Below are 16,486 nucleotides of genomic sequence, written 5' to 3'. Positions count from 1 at the left end.
CTTTAGCTTTCTATACAATGAAAAAGATACTGATAACGAGTTTATTTTTAGGTTTTACTTTTATAAGCTGCAAGGAGGATTTCCTAACCGTAGTGCCGGAAACGGCGCTGAGTTCGGCGACTTTCTTCACCAAAGAAGCAGACTTTGTGCAGGCAGTCAACGGAGCTTATGTACCGCTGCGTGCTATCTTCAATGAAAGAGCGTGGATCTTAGGAGAAATGCACTCCGACAATACGTATTATGCCCGTAATATCCTTTTTGGTGCGGTAGATGCCACGGAAAATATTGCCGATTTCGCGGTGCCTACTTCCGGTGGAGTAACGGCCAATGATAACGTACTTCAACAATACCGCTATGATTACCAGATCATTGCCCGCGCCAATCAGGTGTTGGATCTGATCGACAAGGTTGATTTTCCGGCTGCTTCAAAAAACAATTTGAAAGGCCAGGCCTTGTTTCTGAGAGCGTTTGCTTATTTTGAATTGGTACGTTATTTTGGAAAAGCGCCGCTGCATTTAACCCCGGTCACCAACCGTCAGGAAGCGGCATCGCCATTGGCTACTGCCGATCAGCTCTACACGCAGATTGAAAAAGATGCGCTTGAGGCGTCTAAATTGCTGTTGCCCAAAGCAACGCAGGAAGCAGGACGTGCTACTTCAGGAACGGCAAAAACGCTTTTGGCTAACCTTTATCTTACTCAGAAAAAATGGAGCAATGCAGAAGCGGTAATGAAGGAAGTGGTAAACAATGATGGCTATAAATTGATGCCTGACTATAACGATGCTTTCTCGACCACTACGGGCAATAAAAATAATGCTGAGTCGGTCTTCGAGGTACAATACCTGGAAGGTTCGGCGGGGTATAACGGCAATTTGATCTACCGTATGGTTCCTACACCTATCACTGCCGCTGAATTACAGCCTATTACGGGAACTTCCAACCCACAGTCGCTTTCGGGAGAAAACAATAACATTCCTACTCCTGACATTATTGCGGCGTACGAAGCAGGCGATAAACGGAAAGACATCTCCATTGGCTATGTGACATTGAGTCAAAGTCTACGCGAAAATAAATTGTATCCTTACGTCAAAAAATTCGCCAGAGCGCACTCTTTGCACAACAACACGGGTCAGAATTTTCCTGTCTATCGCTACGCTGAGGTATTATTATTCTTGGCCGAAGCCTTGAACGAACAGGGTAAAACAGCCGAAGCCGCTACTTTTTTAAATCAAATTCGTACTCGTGCGGGATTGGCTGCTACAAAAGCCGCAACTCAGGCAGATATGCGCACTGCTATTTATCAGGAGAGAAGGGTTGAGTTGGCTTTTGAAAACAAACGCTGGTTTGATCTGGTCAGAACCGGCCGTGCCAAAGATGTAATTACCGCTTACGGCGCGCGTATAAAAGCCAATCCTCAGGATTATTATTTCCCGAAAGGTGCCGTACCTCCTCCAAATGCCTTTACTGTGTTGGACGAAGTATATGGTCTTCCGGCGGTTGAGTCAGCATTGACACCAAATTTTTAGGTTAGTTTTCATTACAAGCCGGCTTCTAAGGAAGTCGGCTTGTAATAATAAGTTTATACGGATTCAGTAAAAAGCTATTTATACATGTGATTTGAAATTATCGACAAAATATAGGAGAGCATTTATCTACATAAGCTATTCGGGAATACTATCAATACATTAAACAACAATTACACCTTAACAGAACATCATTCCTATGTACCCTAATCACCGATCTATTCCAAAATTGCTGGCAGTGGCGGCATTGTTTGTGCTGGCAGCGTCATTCACTATATTGCAGAAGACTGAGCCGGCCGTCAATGGAAGAGACAACCCTAAGACCGAGAAGTTGAAAATGCAGCCGGGGTTTAAGGCCGAGCATTTATACAGCCCCTCGGAAAATAATCAGGGTTCCTGGGTTTCAATGACATTTGACGATAAAGGACGCATGATCGTTTCGGATCAATACGGTGGCTTATTTCGTTTGAAAATTCCTGCCATTGGTGCCGGTACTGCACCTACCGAAATCGAAAAGTTGAACATCGGCAAAGCTGTTGAAACTGACACGGTAGGCATGGGATATGCACAGGGGCTGTTGTACGCTTTCAATAGTCTGTATGTGATGATCAATAACCGCAGCAATGCCAAATTTTCGAGAGGAAGCGGCTTGTATCGCTTGCAGGATACCAACGGAGATGACCAATTTGATAAAGTGACGGTTTTAAGAACATTTAAAGGTGAGGGAGAACACGGGCCGCACAGTATTATTTTGTCGCCCGATAAACAATCATTATTTGTAGTGGCGGGTAACTTTACACAGCCGGGGACGATGGATACTTATCGCCTTCCACCCGTATGGCAGGATGATAACCTGTTGCCCATGATCAAAGACCCCCGTGGGCACGACGCCGAGCCAAAAGTGCCGGCGGGTTGGATAGCGAATATTGATCCTGAAGGAAAAAAATGGGAAATGGTGGCTTCCGGCTTCAGAAACCCTTACGATATTGCCTTTAACGAAGTAGGTGATCTGTTTACGTATGATTCAGATATGGAGTGGGATTTTGGTCTTCCGTGGTATCGCCCTACGCGTATTGCCCACGTGACGAGCGGATTGGAGTTTGGGTGGAGAACAGGAACGGCTAAGTGGTCGGCAACGTGGCCGGATAACCTTCCTGCCATTGTAAACATCGGACAAGGTTCACCTACCAACCTTATTCACCTGAAAGACGCTAAGTTTCCGGCCAAATACAAAAGAACGCTTTTGGCTTTCGACTGGAGCTTCGGAATTATGCACGCCATTAATCTTAAACCTTCCGGCTCAACGTATTCCGGCGAAAGAGAAGAATTTCTGTCAGGAATTCCGCTTCCTTTGACCGATGGAGCCATTGGCCCTGACGGTGCACTTTACTTCCTGACGGGAGGGCGTCGTTTGGAATCTGATTTATACCGGGTTTACTATGACGGTCCTGAATCTACGGCACCCGTAGCTGCGGCACCTGTTAACAAGGAAAACGAATTGAGAAAAAGTCTGGAACGCTTCCACGGTGCACCCAACAAAGAAGCTGTTGCCACAGCATGGCCTTATTTGAAGCATCCTGAGCGCCATATTCGTTATGCTGCCCGCGTGGCGGTAGAGAATCAGCCGGTAGCTGAATGGCAGGATCGCGCCCTCAGTGAAAAAGATCCCATTGCCTTGACCAACGCAATGATCGCCTTGGCCAGAGAAGGTAAACCGGACCAAAAAAGCGCCATCTTTAAGGCACTGATGACCATCAATTATAAAGCTCTTTCGGAATCTCAGCAAATAGACTTATTAAGGGCATTTGAACTGGTATTGCTGCGCATGGGAGCACCTGATGCTGCCCAAGCCACTCAGGTCGGTGCTTACCTGAATCCTTTTTATCCGGCAACTAATGCAGACATCAACCGGGGTTTAAGCAAAGTATTAATAACGTTGGAAACCCCGGGTGCAGTGGCTAAAACAATTGCATTGTTGGAGGCAAAAGAAGTTCCGGCCAACACAACGGCGGGAGGATCAACGGCAACCGCCTCTGCGGAGTTGATCATGCGTAATCCACAGTATGGGTTGGACATTGCTGACATGCTAAAACACATGCCGCCTGCACAACAAACTTTCTATGCGACCATGCTGAGCGTAGCCAAAACCGGTTGGACACCTGAACTGCACGAAAAGTATTTCAAATGGTTCAACAAAGCATTTAGCTATAAAGGCGGAAGAAGCTATATTGGATTTATTGAAAGGGCCCGTAAAATGGCGTTGAAAAACGTTCCCGAAAATAAAACGGCTTATTATGATAAACTTTCGGGTGGCGAATTGTTGAATAAAGCCGGTCTTGATTTAGTGAAATTGACGTATCCTAAAGGCCCGGGCAAACAGTGGAAAATGGAAACAGCACTTCCATTGATCGAAGCAGGATTGACCAATCGAAATTTCGAACAGGGGAAAAATATGTATAATGCCATAACCTGTAATCGTTGTCATACCATGCGCGGCGAAGGCGGAAGCATTGGGCCGGACCTGACACAGGTAGGTACCCGCTTTTCGGCAAAAGATATGCTGGAGGCCATTATTGATCCCAATAAAACTATCTCCGATCAATATGCCGCTACGCATTTCACCCTCAAAAACGGGCAAACCGTGGTTGGCCGATTGACCAATGAAGATGCCAATACGTACTTCGTTTCACAAAACCCTTATGAGCCTGAGACGGTAATCAAATTGGCTAAGAAAAGTGTGGCATCGCACAAGTATTCGCCGGTTTCTATCATGTTTGGCAACCTGATTACCAGCTTGAATGAAGAAGAATTAAAAGATCTGATGGCTTATCTGATGGCCGGAGGAAATGAAAAAAATCCGATTTTTACTCCTAAAACAGAAGTAAAACAAGGCGAGAAATAAATAAAAACAGATTGATGATAAATGATGGTACAGCTCTTTTGTACCATCATTTTTTTTTGTGATACATTGATCAGGTATCTTCCCAAAAATGATAACACAGTCGGGTATAAAAGCTGTATCGGTACGCTTGCCGGTAATTGTACTGCTCAAATAAACAAATTGATCATGACTTTTAAAACCTCTTCGTTGAAATGGCCCGTCAGATAGGCCGTCGAATAATTGCCCAATTGCTGTTGATCAGAGACACATTTTGATGTGCCACTGAAGATGATCGGAATATTCCTTTCACCCTCCTCACGGTGTTTGAAATCCGTTGCCGTTACGATTCCTTATCCGTTTTCAAGAAGCGTAATCGTAAAAACAATACTGTTTTTTTCTTATTTGTAAGAATTCGGTCTATAATCAGTACTAATGTGGTAAATAAACCGACCCATGACTGAAACTGAACAAAATCGTATTTTTAAAGAATGGCTTGGTCATTATAAGGCACTGATTTTTAAAATAGTACGGGCTTATACATTGGAAAGTATGGATCAGGATGATCTTTTTCAGGAGATCATTATTCAGCTTTGGCATTCCATTCCCACCTTCAAACACCAAGCTGCCAATACCACTTGGATCTATCGTATTGCGCTCAATACGGCGTTGAAATGGGTAAGCAAAGAACGAAAATACACGGAATCCCGGGAAACGCTCGAAAACGTACTGCCGATCTTACAGGAGACTAAAATTCAGGTTGACGAACGCCTGACATGGCTCTATGAAGAGATCCACAAACTTGATGAAATAGACCGTTCCCTTACCTTGTTGCTTCTCGACGGATTCAGTTATAAAGAAATGTCCGCTATAATGGGTATCTCCGAATCAAACGTTGGGGTGAAGATCAATCGAATTAAAAAACAGCTTATCATTAAATCAAAACATCGGAATTATCATGGAATTTGACGAACTGCAAAAAATCTGGGATTCCCAGACCAAGGAACCTCTTTGGGTGATCAATGAAGCCGCATTACACAAGCGTATTGTGTTAAAAAAGGATCAGATGAGCCATATTGCTGATTTCAGTGAGTTACTCTCTATTGTTGTGAATCTTGGTGCCGGAAGCTTTGTGTTTGGCATCAATTACTTCAAGCGTTCGGATAGCCTGTTTATGTATCTGATGGCAACTTGGATGTTGATAGCCGGCCTCTGTGTTTTGGTAAGTCGAATTCGTCGACTGAAAGGCAAAGACACGTTTGATCGTTCGGTTTTGGGCGAACTGAATTATGCCATCTCAATGGCAAGCTACCAAGTCCACCTTTCACGGTTAATGCGGTGGAACATAGTGCCCATTGTAATTCTTAGCCTGCTGAGTGTTTGGGAAGGGGGAAAGTCGATCTGGTTAGCAGTGGGATTGTTGGCGGTTTTTGCCTTAAGTTATTTTGCCGCAGGATGGGAACACCGCATTTATGTGGGTAAAGAAAGAGAACTGGAAGTTCTCCGAACGAAACTGCTGAATCAATAAAACGTCAGATAGTTAAGATGCAGCCTATTTACCCGGGTCTATAATTTGGCAGAAGGTCACAGAAAAATTTGTTAACTTATTTTATTGACCAATTAAAGGCAATAAAATAAGTTAACAGCAAAACGATTTGAGACAGCATTGAGCACCTGTCATTCGAATGTTTGTAGCCGTCGTAGAGGCAGCAAATTACGATTAAGACAGTGGACGGGTCAATAAAGTGTACAGAATTCCGAGACCAATGCCGGCAATAGCAAGTTAGCTTCTTTTCTTCACAAAATAATTCTGCATTAAATGACCCGCAAACGCAAATAGCAGCCCATTCAGTATCGCTGCAATAACTACTATTCACGGCGCGAGTTCATCTTCCGGAACCGGTTCAAAAGCCGGCAAAATTGCCATAACGACACCGTTACAGTTGCAGCGATTGAACCAGAGATCGAAAGATATCGCTTGATTTGCCTCTCCTACTGCGAAAAGACGACTGACCGGCCCACAGCGAAATCAAATCAACAAGATCGTACGTTCGGGCGTATGCCCGAAGGGGAGCCGTCAGGCTGTTTTGATATGTATAAGATGGAATAGGTATTCCGGAGGTTTTCATTCGCTCCATAAAATCATTTCTTATCCCTCTTGCCCATCTTCCTGAAAAAGCTCGCGTCAATTCAGTAGATGTTTCATTTGAATGTAAGACTGCTTCTTTATAGGCATCACTCGCCGCACTTTCATCTGAAGCGATGAAAATACTGCCTAATTGAACGACCTGTGCTCCAAGTGTAAAAGCTGCCTGAATCGTTCGCTTGTCAAATAAACCACCTGCTGCAATGACCGGTATCGAAATGGCATCGACAATTTGCGGTAGTAAGGACAACAGTCCAACTTGCGGTAAAGGTTTATCCGGAAGAAAAGAACCTCGATGGCCACCTGCTTCAATGCCCTGCGCAACGACCATATCAACTCCGGAATCTGCCAATACTTTCGCTTCATTGACGTCGGTCGCGGTACCGATGAGCACCGTACCCCGTCGCTTGAACCGATCAATAATATCGGGGTTTAACGTTCCGAATGTAAAACTTACAATGGGAATATTTTCATTGATTAAAATTTCAATCTGCTCTTCATAGCTGTAAAATGTAAAATCGGAGATTTCTTTTCGCTCAAACGGTATGTTATATTCCTGAAAAACGGTTTCAAGAAAGTCCTGCATGGTATTTAATTCAGCAATGTCGACGGAAGTCGTAATTTCATGCGCAAACAGATTGACTGAGAATGGTTTTGAGGTTTTGCTCTTTGTCTCCTTAATGAGTTGGAACGTTATTTCAGGAGACAGACCACCCACCGGTAAAGAACCCAGCCCTCCTTCTTTGGCAACGGCAGCGACCATGTCCGGGGTTGTAACACCCAACATCGGTGCCTGTATAATTGGGTAATCTATCCGAAGAAGTTTTGATGCAATAGTTTGAGCGCTCATAGTTATAAACGTAGGTCATCCATTGAATATATGCTGCTGAAAAGGAAGAGAATGCAAGCGTTTGAAAGGCAGTGGCAAAAATAGCCCCGAACGACCGCTTTTCCGAATGTTTTTTGGTAACTTACTGCCATAAGTGTTGCAAAAAAACGGCTTGATGTGTCGTATTCAGCTACTAAGATTGTCGCATTCACACTGCCGGGACTTACTGTATTTTAGCGAGATTTGTATCATAATAAAACACACGATAACATGAGAAAAATAATTGTTTTATCCATGATTACATTAGATGGCGTCATGCAGGCACCCGGCGGACCTCAGGAAGATACCTCAGGCGCTTTCAACTATGGCGGTTGGTGTGCGCCGTATGGGGACAAAGTTGAGGGAGAGGTGGTGCAAAAAGAGTTGAAACAGCCGGCAGATTATCTTTTAGGCAGGAAAACGTTTGAGATTTGGGCCTCCTACTGGCCTGAACATGCAGACATTTGGCCCGGCATCAATACCGGCACAAAATACGTCATGTCTAAAACCATGAAAAAGTCAGACTGGAAAAATACTTTATTTATCGAAACTTTGGAAGATATCAAAAATCTCAAAAATTCAGAAGGGGCTGATATTCAGGTTTGGGGGAGCAGTGAACTTATTGGATTGTTACTTACGAATGATTTAGTGGACGAGCTTCGGCTCAAAATTTACCCCTTGACTCTTGGTGAAGGAAAAAAGTGGCTTGACAATGGCACTATTCCCGCTGCGTTTACATTAACAGACAGCTTGGCTACACCAAGTGGGGTTATCATTGCCAACTACAGGCGAGCCGGAGAAATTAAGACGGGTACTATAGGAAGTTGAGAGAAATAAAAAGAGAAAAGAATATGTTGAACATCAAATACCGCCCTGTTTATGGTAATACACCCGTCATTATTTTAATGTGATATTGCATTCATAAGTTGATTTCTGCTTTAAGATATAATCAGTTTCTCTACCTTTAAATCGTCTCCTGCTAAAGCTCGTGACTTCGTTTTTAAAGATTTTTAAGCTTTTTTAGTCCACTTTAAAGCATTTACTTTTCGACCTATATTATACCCCATTCGAAGTCCTTCATCGCAATCCATTCGGTAGTGAACTCCCAATAAGATACGGGAAATAGCATTCTCCTGCGCCATTTCGTAGAAATTATTAAACGAACGAGGCTTGCCGTTGAACTCCAATCGAACCTCATGGCATTTATCGGTCATGGCATAATCATACCCGTATATGCCGGACAATACCTCCGCTGCTACCGCCCCGAAGGTAGAGTGTCCTGAAGGGTAAGCCGGAAAAGGAGGGGTAACACTTTTTACTTTTAGTACGGTGTTGTCGAGTAATGTTCTCCATTTGGCGTTAATGGCTCTGTTAATGAAAGAAACAGGGCGCTCTACATTATATAAATATTTAGAATTCCAACACGCCACGGCTCCATCGCTGAGGGCAATGGCCAGTTTAGCATAAGTATAGACCGCTTTTTCCAACCCGGCTTTTTCCGATCGAATTACTTGGTTGGCGATTGCCAACCAGCGGGCGGCGGGTTCAAACGTTTGCCCAAAAATATCATCGCTCCAAAATTCGCCGATCCAACGATTTTCGTAACTGTCCGGGTAAGAGCATACTTCCAGTGCCTGTGCAAAGAATTGAGAGTTCACTACCGAGCTATAGGCCAATGGAGCTCGAGCTACTTTATCCTCAGGACTGATCACAAACGTCCGGGTAAGCCCCCAATAGGGCAACAAAGCTCTGCTGAAATCGGGAGTAGTGGGTTGCCATTTCCCGGGCCCTACCGGAGGAAGATAAGACACCGGTTGGGCATTGAGATAGGCTTCATGTCCGTTTTTATCGGTTTTCGAATACTCAAACACGGCATCTGCCACTTTCTCTCCGTAGCTTTGAGAACGCTCAAAAACGTCCTTTTCTGCTTGATTTTTTAATTCCTGTGCTGTTTTATTTCCTAAAGCATCAATCTTGGCTTTATGAATATCAGCCACATGCGGGAAAAACTTTTTCATCATTACCCAATACGTTGCGTTGAGTACCGTAGGCCAATGGTAGGTTTGACCCGCTTCCGGTTTGGGAATGGTAAGGCCCGCAAAATTGGGTGCAACTGACTGATAATCCTGCATGCCGGTTATGACTGCTTCGTAACCGGCCAGAGCAATATACGCAAGCGCTCGAGCCGCTACCGGCGGGCGATAACCCGGAGCATATTGGTCAAGATCCAAAAACAGAACTCCCCAGTTCAGGAGTATTCCGGCATCGTATTCATTCAGGCTTTTTTGGGGAGTTATCTCTTGATTTCGGTTACAGGCCACCAAAGTAAATAAGAGAAAGAGTAATAACTGTCGGGTTATAGAGTTTTTCATAAGGTTCGAAATTTAAGTTATTAGTAAGAGTGTCCTTCTCCCTATTGCAGAGGTTGACCCCTTTAAGGATAAGAAGAACAATCGGTCATTTTCAGCAATAGGGGCTACATTTCGGTAGGCAACTTCAAAAGACAAAACCGTTACGGCCGCTCCAATAGTGTAGAGCAGTAACAGTCCCAAAGAGATAAGTTTTTCAATGACGATGCGCGAAATCTAAAATATCTGCGCAAATTCCATGCCATTTATTTGTATTTTGACAACCGTTTTTTGGTTACTATTAACCAATCGGTATATTTATAAGAGCCTTCCCAAGCTTTCTAACCCTATGTTTTCAAGGCTCGAATTGATGGGATCAATCCAAAGGTTGTAGAGCATTCCGGAATATGCATATACCTGAGTGAGTCAATACAGGAAGAATTCCACATTTTAACTCCCCGGAATTGATTTCTGAAGGCGTTGATTTTGACATGGTCCGTTGTAAGGTTGAAGGATTTGACAGATGCATTTGTACATTTGTTACCAAAATAGCGGGCTGCTGCCGTGATTGAGGATCGTCTCATACCGGTTTTGAATAGAACAAGCCACTGTATTGAAGGCTTGAATCCTGATTCGAAAGTAATTCCGGTTGGTAGAGATTTTTGGGCATTTTTGCTTGTTTAATAGCTTAATTTTCAGTCTCAATTGCTTGTCAACGATGCATGATTCGTCGTTATTTGCCTCGAAGAATAATTTCCTTTTTTAGATTTGCATGATATGATTATTCTAAGGAAATAACTACATTTCCAATTAACTATCACTCCTAACCTGCAATGGATAATAAGCTTACACCAAAATTTAAAGCAAGAGCATGGTTCATTTTTGCCGGTCTCTTACTGATTATAGTAATACTGATCTGCCTGCCAAAACACACTCCTGCACACTTATCATCTGAAGAACTGAAAAATGCCCGAAGAGATAGTTTACATTATTGTTATTTGTTGGCAGAAATGCAGATAAAGGAAAGCCTGAACGATCCTGAAAGTTACATAGAACTGGGCTCTCTGAGGGGATTTAACGACAGCACCGGCATCAATAATCGTATATGGGTCAATATTTGGTACAAGGCGAAAGAACCTTCGGGAAAGTATGTCTCTACCGGTCGATGTTTTAATTTCAACAAATCAATGACTATTGTCAGGGCGGTTAAGTGTCCTTAAAATAATAGCAGCAGATCAAAAATTTATTCTATAAAAATTGTATCGTTATGGAATAAGATGTTTACACAAAAAGAGTGAATAAACAGGAATGGCTTCTTAAATTCTCTTACATCGGCCCGGCACAATGTTTTTTCAGCCATTATGGGTATTCAGATTTTTCCAATCATTCTTTGCCATACAATCCGGGTAATCAGGAATTAAAATGAAACTTAAAGCCATTATTTTCATCCTTTTCAACGGGCTTTTCAGTGCCGGTTTATTAGATCTTTCTTTCCCGTCAGGCCTAAATTCTTCTATCGCCCCTTCCACCGCTGTAAAAGGAATCATTGTATATACCGACTCCGTGATTCGTGATTATTCCAACATCGGCATCGGTATAAGCCTGAACCCCTTTACTGAGCATGGTGGCATAGTTCGGACCAGGTCATTTTCGGAGGCAGCCATGGAAATGAAACTTAAATCCTTACGCTGGCCGGAGGGAGAATTGGGAGAAAGTATATTATGGTCTCTGCCGCCCTATAAAACCTCCAATCTTTCATCGACAATGAGAGGTGGAGTCTGGCCATACAACAACACTACCGTTTTTGATACGGTAACGGGTAAGCCTAAACCAATGCTTAATTTTGACCAATTTATCGGACTTTGCCGACAGATAGGAGCAGAACCGTTTGTGATCATCCCTATTGATGCCGTTCAAAAACCCGATGGAGTACATTCGTATGTCAGTGAAGAGGAGATTTTACGGAATGCAGTAGAAATGGTCCGGTATTCAAAAGCAAAAGGATATAAGGTAAAGTATTGGGAAATCGGCAATGAGAATGATTTGGAGGTGTCGGGCACCAAGTCAAAACAACGGTGGCAGGCTTCGGACTATGCCAATTTTGTGGCCAAAATTTCACGCCTTATGAAAGCTCAGGATTCGGAAATTTATATTGGCGCCAATGGAATGACAACGATGGCCTGGTGGGAAACCGTTCTTAAAACAGCCTCGGCAGAGATAGACTTTTTGGTCACTCATCAGTATTACAACAGTAAAGGGACGAAAATATTGAGCGATGGTAACTGGTATGACAATTATCGCATCGGTTTGTCCAAAAAATGGAATTTTATTCAAAATATAACCAATGCCGGCAGAGCAATTGATCAGTTTGCGCCTGAAAAGGACAAAAAACGCCTAAAAATTGCTGTCACGGAAACAAGTGCTTATAGCGGGGAGGGAGATATCGCTTATTATCCGGAAAAAAATAATTTTGGAGCGTCCCTGATTACCTTTGAAACAATGGGTGAAATGCTGGCTAATCCAAGAATGCTGTATGCTCATTATTGGACGAGCCATTGGTTTGGAAAAAGCTCGATTCACAATGCACTGGGACCGGATAATGAAATCCTGCCTACGGGTAGAGCTATCCAGTTATGGAATGAAGCCATTCTGAAAAATAGGGTCAAAGCCACCCTAAATGACTACAGTCTGCCGGAAGATAATTCGATTTATGCTTTTTGTGATGGGAGTAAATTAAATATTCTGCTCGTCAATCGTGGTGAGACCCCTGCATCAATCCCATTGCAATTCAAGAATTGGAATGGAAAAAACAAAAGTACCAAACGAATTGTGCAGTTTAAGGGCACAGGACCGGAAGATTCAACACCTTCTTATGGGCAAATTGCTGATTTGAAGACTGATATGAACGGCACTCTTGAAGTTAGTATTCCGCCTTATTCCATTACATTACTTAGCTTTTAAGCCTTTCTAATAATCACTTTTAATAAACTGTTTATGGTTATATTTTGGGATTAAGGCTAAAATTTGTAGAGGAACTTAGACTAAGCATATAACTGAGTAAGTCGGTAAAGATAGAATTCCGCCCTCCTTATCCCACTGAATTGAGCCCGAAAGACTATGGTTTTGGCGTGGTCTGTCGTACGATTGAAGGGCTCGACTAACGTATCTGTACTTCCATTATTAAAATTGCGTGCCGCCGCGGTTAAGGACTTTCTGATACCGGTGTTGAATAGAACGCGTTACTGTATTGAATGCTTTTAATCCTGATTGACGTACTTTTCGTTCTTTCGACTATGTCTGATTCTTCATAGTTCTTCTCTTGAAGGTAAACAAGAAGCACATCCCATACAGACTTCCCGGGCATCAATTCGTAATTAAGATAGTTCCGATACAATCAGGGAAGGGATACTCCACTAAATGCGGGAAACATTCCAAAATAAATCGGATTTGATTAGCAGCACCAATTTTGCACTTGACCCCCAATTCCCCAATTGAGATTGATTTGATTTTTATACGGTTTCTAAAAATGATTTTTATCATTTATTGCTTTGTATAATTCGCTGATATTGAAATTGATACTGTCTCTTTACTCTTCTTTCTCTCGTTATATAACTCAGTTCTGATGAATGAAATTACCCATGCGGATTTCTCTAAAGAAAAGCAATTAGCCGGTGCGTTTATGGGTCGACCCATAAAAAACAGTGCCGGAAAACTGACCGATTTATCCCTTTTTTGGCAAAATCCTCAATTTAAAAATGTACCCGAATTACCCTTTCTTTCGCCTAATGTACTTCCTGTACATTTGGAAGGTATCGGCCTTGGGCTACCGGCTCTTTTTTGGCAGAAGCTTCAGTCTGATGGAAGTGTTATCTGGGACCTGACCGTTGAAAGGTCCCGCTTTGAAATGCAGGTGGTGGCAATGCAGGAATATTACCTGCTTACACTCCAACGTATCATTACAGAAGCCGCTTGTGAAAGACAGCACAATACGGTGCTGCACAAGACTTTTTTTGAATATGCCGATGTCGGCATTGTCTTTATGGATACCAACGCCTTGATCAAAGAGGTGAATCCTGCCTTGGAAAAAATGACCGGCTACCGCGCCGACGAACTTGTAAATACTGTCACGGGAGCCGCTTTGCGGGTTTCGGAGATTCATCAGAGGCAAATGAATGAGTTGCTTCCCTTTATTAAAAATAAGAATCTCACCGGCGAAGCTATCATTCTGGCTTATCTTCAGGAAAATGGCATTTTGAAACGGGAAAATACCCTTTTGAGAAAAGACGGAACGCACCTGCCGGTGTTATCAACCACGACCAAAGCATATAATGAAGCGGGTAAGTGTTTGGGTTATATCAATTTCAGCGTTGATATTTCAGAACTTAAACAGACCCAAAGCCGCCTGGACCGGACCAATCAACGCCTCAAACTGGCTACTCAGGCAGGACATATAGGGATGTGGGAGTATAATATTCTGACAGATGAATACTATTGGGATGAAGAGACCTATAAAATACACGGCGTGTTGCCGGAAACAAAGACTACCGGGGACTTTTTCTTATCATTGGTACATCCGGAAGATAAGGATTATCTGCTTTCAAATTACACAAAACAAGATGGGCCGGATTTCAATTTGGAGCCGATTCGAATTCAAAGTCCGGACGGAAGGCTACGCTATATTAAATGTATCGGGCGGAAGCTATATGATGCTCAAAAAAATCTGACAGGCGTAATTGGTGTTGTCTCTGATGTGACAGAGAGTTATTTAGCCCAGCTGTCTCTTTCAGAAAGTGAAAAGAGGTACCGGTTTTTGGTTAATAACCTGAAGGAAGTAATTTTTCAAACCGATTTGCATGGGAACTTAACGTATCTGAACCCATCCTGGAAACAACTGACGGGTTTTGAAATTGAAGATACATTGGGAACTGATTGTATGGAATTTATTCATCCGGAAGACAGGCAACAAAACAGCAAAAGATTATCAGAGTTGGTCAATGAGCAAACTTCCGAAGTGCACCACGAAATCAGACATCTCACCAAAGGCGGCACTTATCGGTGGATTGAAATGTTTGCCTGTCTGACTTTTGATGAAGACAATCAACCCAACGGAAGTATAGGAACTCTATACGATATCAGTGGCCGAAAGCAAATGGAAGAATCACTGGCCGACAGTGAGAAACGCTTCAAAGCAATCTTCAATTCCACTTTTCAGTTTATGGCCCTGACCGACAGCAATGGTAATGTGCTTGAAATGAACGATACCGTTGTGGAAAGCCGTGGAATTATCAGGCATGAAGCGATTGGGAAACCGTTTTGGGAAGTTGCTCCGACAGAAAAATATATTACTCCGCAACAGGTACTTAAAGGATACTTTCAGGAAGCCGCAATAGAGAAGTCAATTCGGAATGAAATAGAAATATTGGACAAAAATGAGCAGCCAATGGTCATTGACTTTTCCATCAAACCCCTTAGGAATGAGGGAGGGAAAGTCAATTTATTACTTATTGAAGGCCGCAATATAACTGACCGAAAACGCGCCCAAAACGCTTTGTTGGAAAGTGAACAGCGCTTTAGAGATATTGCCGAAAATGTCGACGAGATTTTCTGGAGTCGTGCCGCTAATTCGACGACATTCCTTTATGTTAACCCCGCTTATGAACGGATCACAGGTAAAACCTGCCAAAGTCTTTACGATGACCCGGGTTCGTTCTTAGAAGTAGTAGCTGAAGAAGACAGAGCCGGCCTGCTGGCGTTGTTTTCCCATGAGATCTCGGATAATTACGCCATAAACTTTCGGGTAAAAGTCAGAGACGGGACATTTCATTGGTTTGCGGCGCGGGTTTTTGTGATAAGGGATGCTCAGGGAAAAGTAATAAGAAGAGTGGGTGTTGCCGGTGACATTTCTCTGCAAAAAGAAAGGGAGTTACTCCTGACGCAGTCCCTGGAAAAGGAAAAAGAATTGAATTTGTTTAAATCTCAATTTGTTTCCCACGTTTCGCATGAATTCAGAACTCCGTTGGCAATTGTACAATCCAGTATTGAGCTGCTAAAACATTATTTTTTCAACACCAACGATCATAACGCGCCTTCAAAATATGCCTCCAAAATCAATCACCACTTTTCGATTATTGACAACAAAATCAGGTTTTTTAACGAATTACTGACAGATATGCTGACGTTACAGCAAATTGAGATCGGTAAAATATCTTTTCAGCCTCAAGCCACAGATTTAGTCGTATTTGTGATTGATTTTTTAAATGAGTTTTTCGGTGAACGCCCGGATAAACGCAGGGTGGAGTTCCGTATGGAAGGTCTGCCACGAACCGTAAGTATAGATGAGAAACTCATGACCCGTGTATTGATTAATCTGATCTCTAACGCTTTTAAATTTTCAAAGACCGATCCTGAATTACGTCTGTTATTTCGTGATAAGGAGGTGAAAATAGAGATTATAGATCACGGTATCGGCATTCCTGCTGAAGATATTCCCCGCCTGTTTTCCACTTTTTTCCGCGCAGGTAATGTGGGGAAAATCAACGGCACAGGGCTTGGATTACAAATTTCAAAGCAACTCGTGGAGTTGCATAGCGGTTGCATAACTGTCAACAGTCGGCAAAATGAAGGCACAACGATGACAATTATCATGCCTTTAACTCCAATTAAGCTCTAATTGAAAATTTTATCTCCCGCCGCTGTGGTTTTCGCATTCGCTGAGCTGTATAT

Annotated in this window: 10 protein-coding genes; 8 read left to right on the top strand and 2 right to left on the bottom strand. The window is 42.8% G+C overall.

The features are described from left to right. The first annotated feature begins 17 nt into the window (after positions 1–17). The 4 genes from ACQY73_RS12975 (at position 18) to ACQY73_RS12960 (ending at position 5,929) form a co-directional block, all read left to right on the top strand. On the top strand, positions 18–1,526 hold the full coding sequence (locus ACQY73_RS12975) for a RagB/SusD family nutrient uptake outer membrane protein (protein ID WP_428666530.1): 1,509 nt from the start codon (positions 18–20) through the stop codon (positions 1,524–1,526). Between the two features lie 196 nt (positions 1,527–1,722). Then, positions 1,723–4,425 carry a c-type cytochrome gene (locus tag ACQY73_RS12970; RefSeq protein WP_428666528.1) on the top strand — a complete coding sequence of 901 codons (2,703 nt, stop codon included), beginning with the start codon at positions 1,723–1,725 and terminating at the stop codon, positions 4,423–4,425. 432 nt (positions 4,426–4,857) lie between these two features. Continuing rightward, on the top strand, positions 4,858–5,370 hold the full coding sequence (locus tag ACQY73_RS12965) for an RNA polymerase sigma factor (protein ID WP_428666525.1): 513 nt from the start codon (positions 4,858–4,860) through the stop codon (positions 5,368–5,370). Continuing rightward, positions 5,360–5,929 carry a hypothetical protein gene (locus tag ACQY73_RS12960; RefSeq protein ID WP_428666522.1) on the top strand — a complete coding sequence of 190 codons (570 nt, stop codon included), beginning with the start codon at positions 5,360–5,362 and terminating at the stop codon, positions 5,927–5,929. The genes ACQY73_RS12965 and ACQY73_RS12960 overlap by 11 nt, the downstream gene beginning before the upstream one ends. A 409-nt stretch (positions 5,930–6,338) precedes the next feature. On the opposite strand, the gene ACQY73_RS12955 is transcribed toward ACQY73_RS12960, so the two are convergent. Further along, positions 6,339–7,397, bottom strand: a complete 1,059-nt coding sequence (locus ACQY73_RS12955; protein WP_428666519.1) for an NAD(P)H-dependent flavin oxidoreductase — start codon at positions 7,395–7,397, stop codon at positions 6,339–6,341. 249 nt (positions 7,398–7,646) lie between these two features. Here ACQY73_RS12955 and ACQY73_RS12950 point away from each other — a divergent pair, with 249 nt between their 5' ends. Next, positions 7,647–8,243 (top strand): dihydrofolate reductase family protein, encoded by a 597-nt coding sequence (locus tag ACQY73_RS12950; protein WP_428666517.1) that lies wholly within the window; start codon positions 7,647–7,649, stop codon positions 8,241–8,243. A gap of 182 nt (positions 8,244–8,425) precedes the next feature. Here the strand turns inward: ACQY73_RS12950 and ACQY73_RS12945 are convergent, their stop codons facing one another. Beyond that, the gene (locus ACQY73_RS12945; RefSeq protein ID WP_428666514.1) at positions 8,426–9,787 is read right to left on the bottom strand and encodes a vanadium-dependent haloperoxidase; all 1,362 of its coding nucleotides are present in this window, start codon (positions 9,785–9,787) and stop codon (positions 8,426–8,428) included. An 809-nt stretch (positions 9,788–10,596) separates the two neighbouring features. Between ACQY73_RS12945 and ACQY73_RS12940 the strand changes: the two genes are divergently transcribed. From ACQY73_RS12940 to ACQY73_RS12930, 3 genes are all read left to right on the top strand, one after another. Then, positions 10,597–10,983 carry a hypothetical protein gene (locus tag ACQY73_RS12940; RefSeq protein ID WP_428666511.1) on the top strand — a complete coding sequence of 129 codons (387 nt, stop codon included), beginning with the start codon at positions 10,597–10,599 and terminating at the stop codon, positions 10,981–10,983. Between the two features lie 202 nt (positions 10,984–11,185). Then, the gene (locus ACQY73_RS12935) at positions 11,186–12,724 is read left to right on the top strand and encodes a hypothetical protein (RefSeq protein ID WP_428666509.1); all 1,539 of its coding nucleotides are present in this window, start codon (positions 11,186–11,188) and stop codon (positions 12,722–12,724) included. A gap of 661 nt (positions 12,725–13,385) precedes the next feature. Beyond that, positions 13,386–16,433 carry a PAS domain S-box protein gene (locus ACQY73_RS12930; RefSeq protein WP_428666506.1) on the top strand — a complete coding sequence of 1,016 codons (3,048 nt, stop codon included), beginning with the start codon at positions 13,386–13,388 and terminating at the stop codon, positions 16,431–16,433. Positions 16,434–16,486: the final 53 nt, after the last annotated feature.

The sequence above is a fragment of the Runella sp. genome (assembly GCF_965279615.1).
Classification (GTDB): domain Bacteria; phylum Bacteroidota; class Bacteroidia; order Cytophagales; family Spirosomataceae; genus Runella.
Note: the sequence above shows the minus strand (reverse complement) of the source record. Positions and strands in the feature narration are given on the sequence as shown.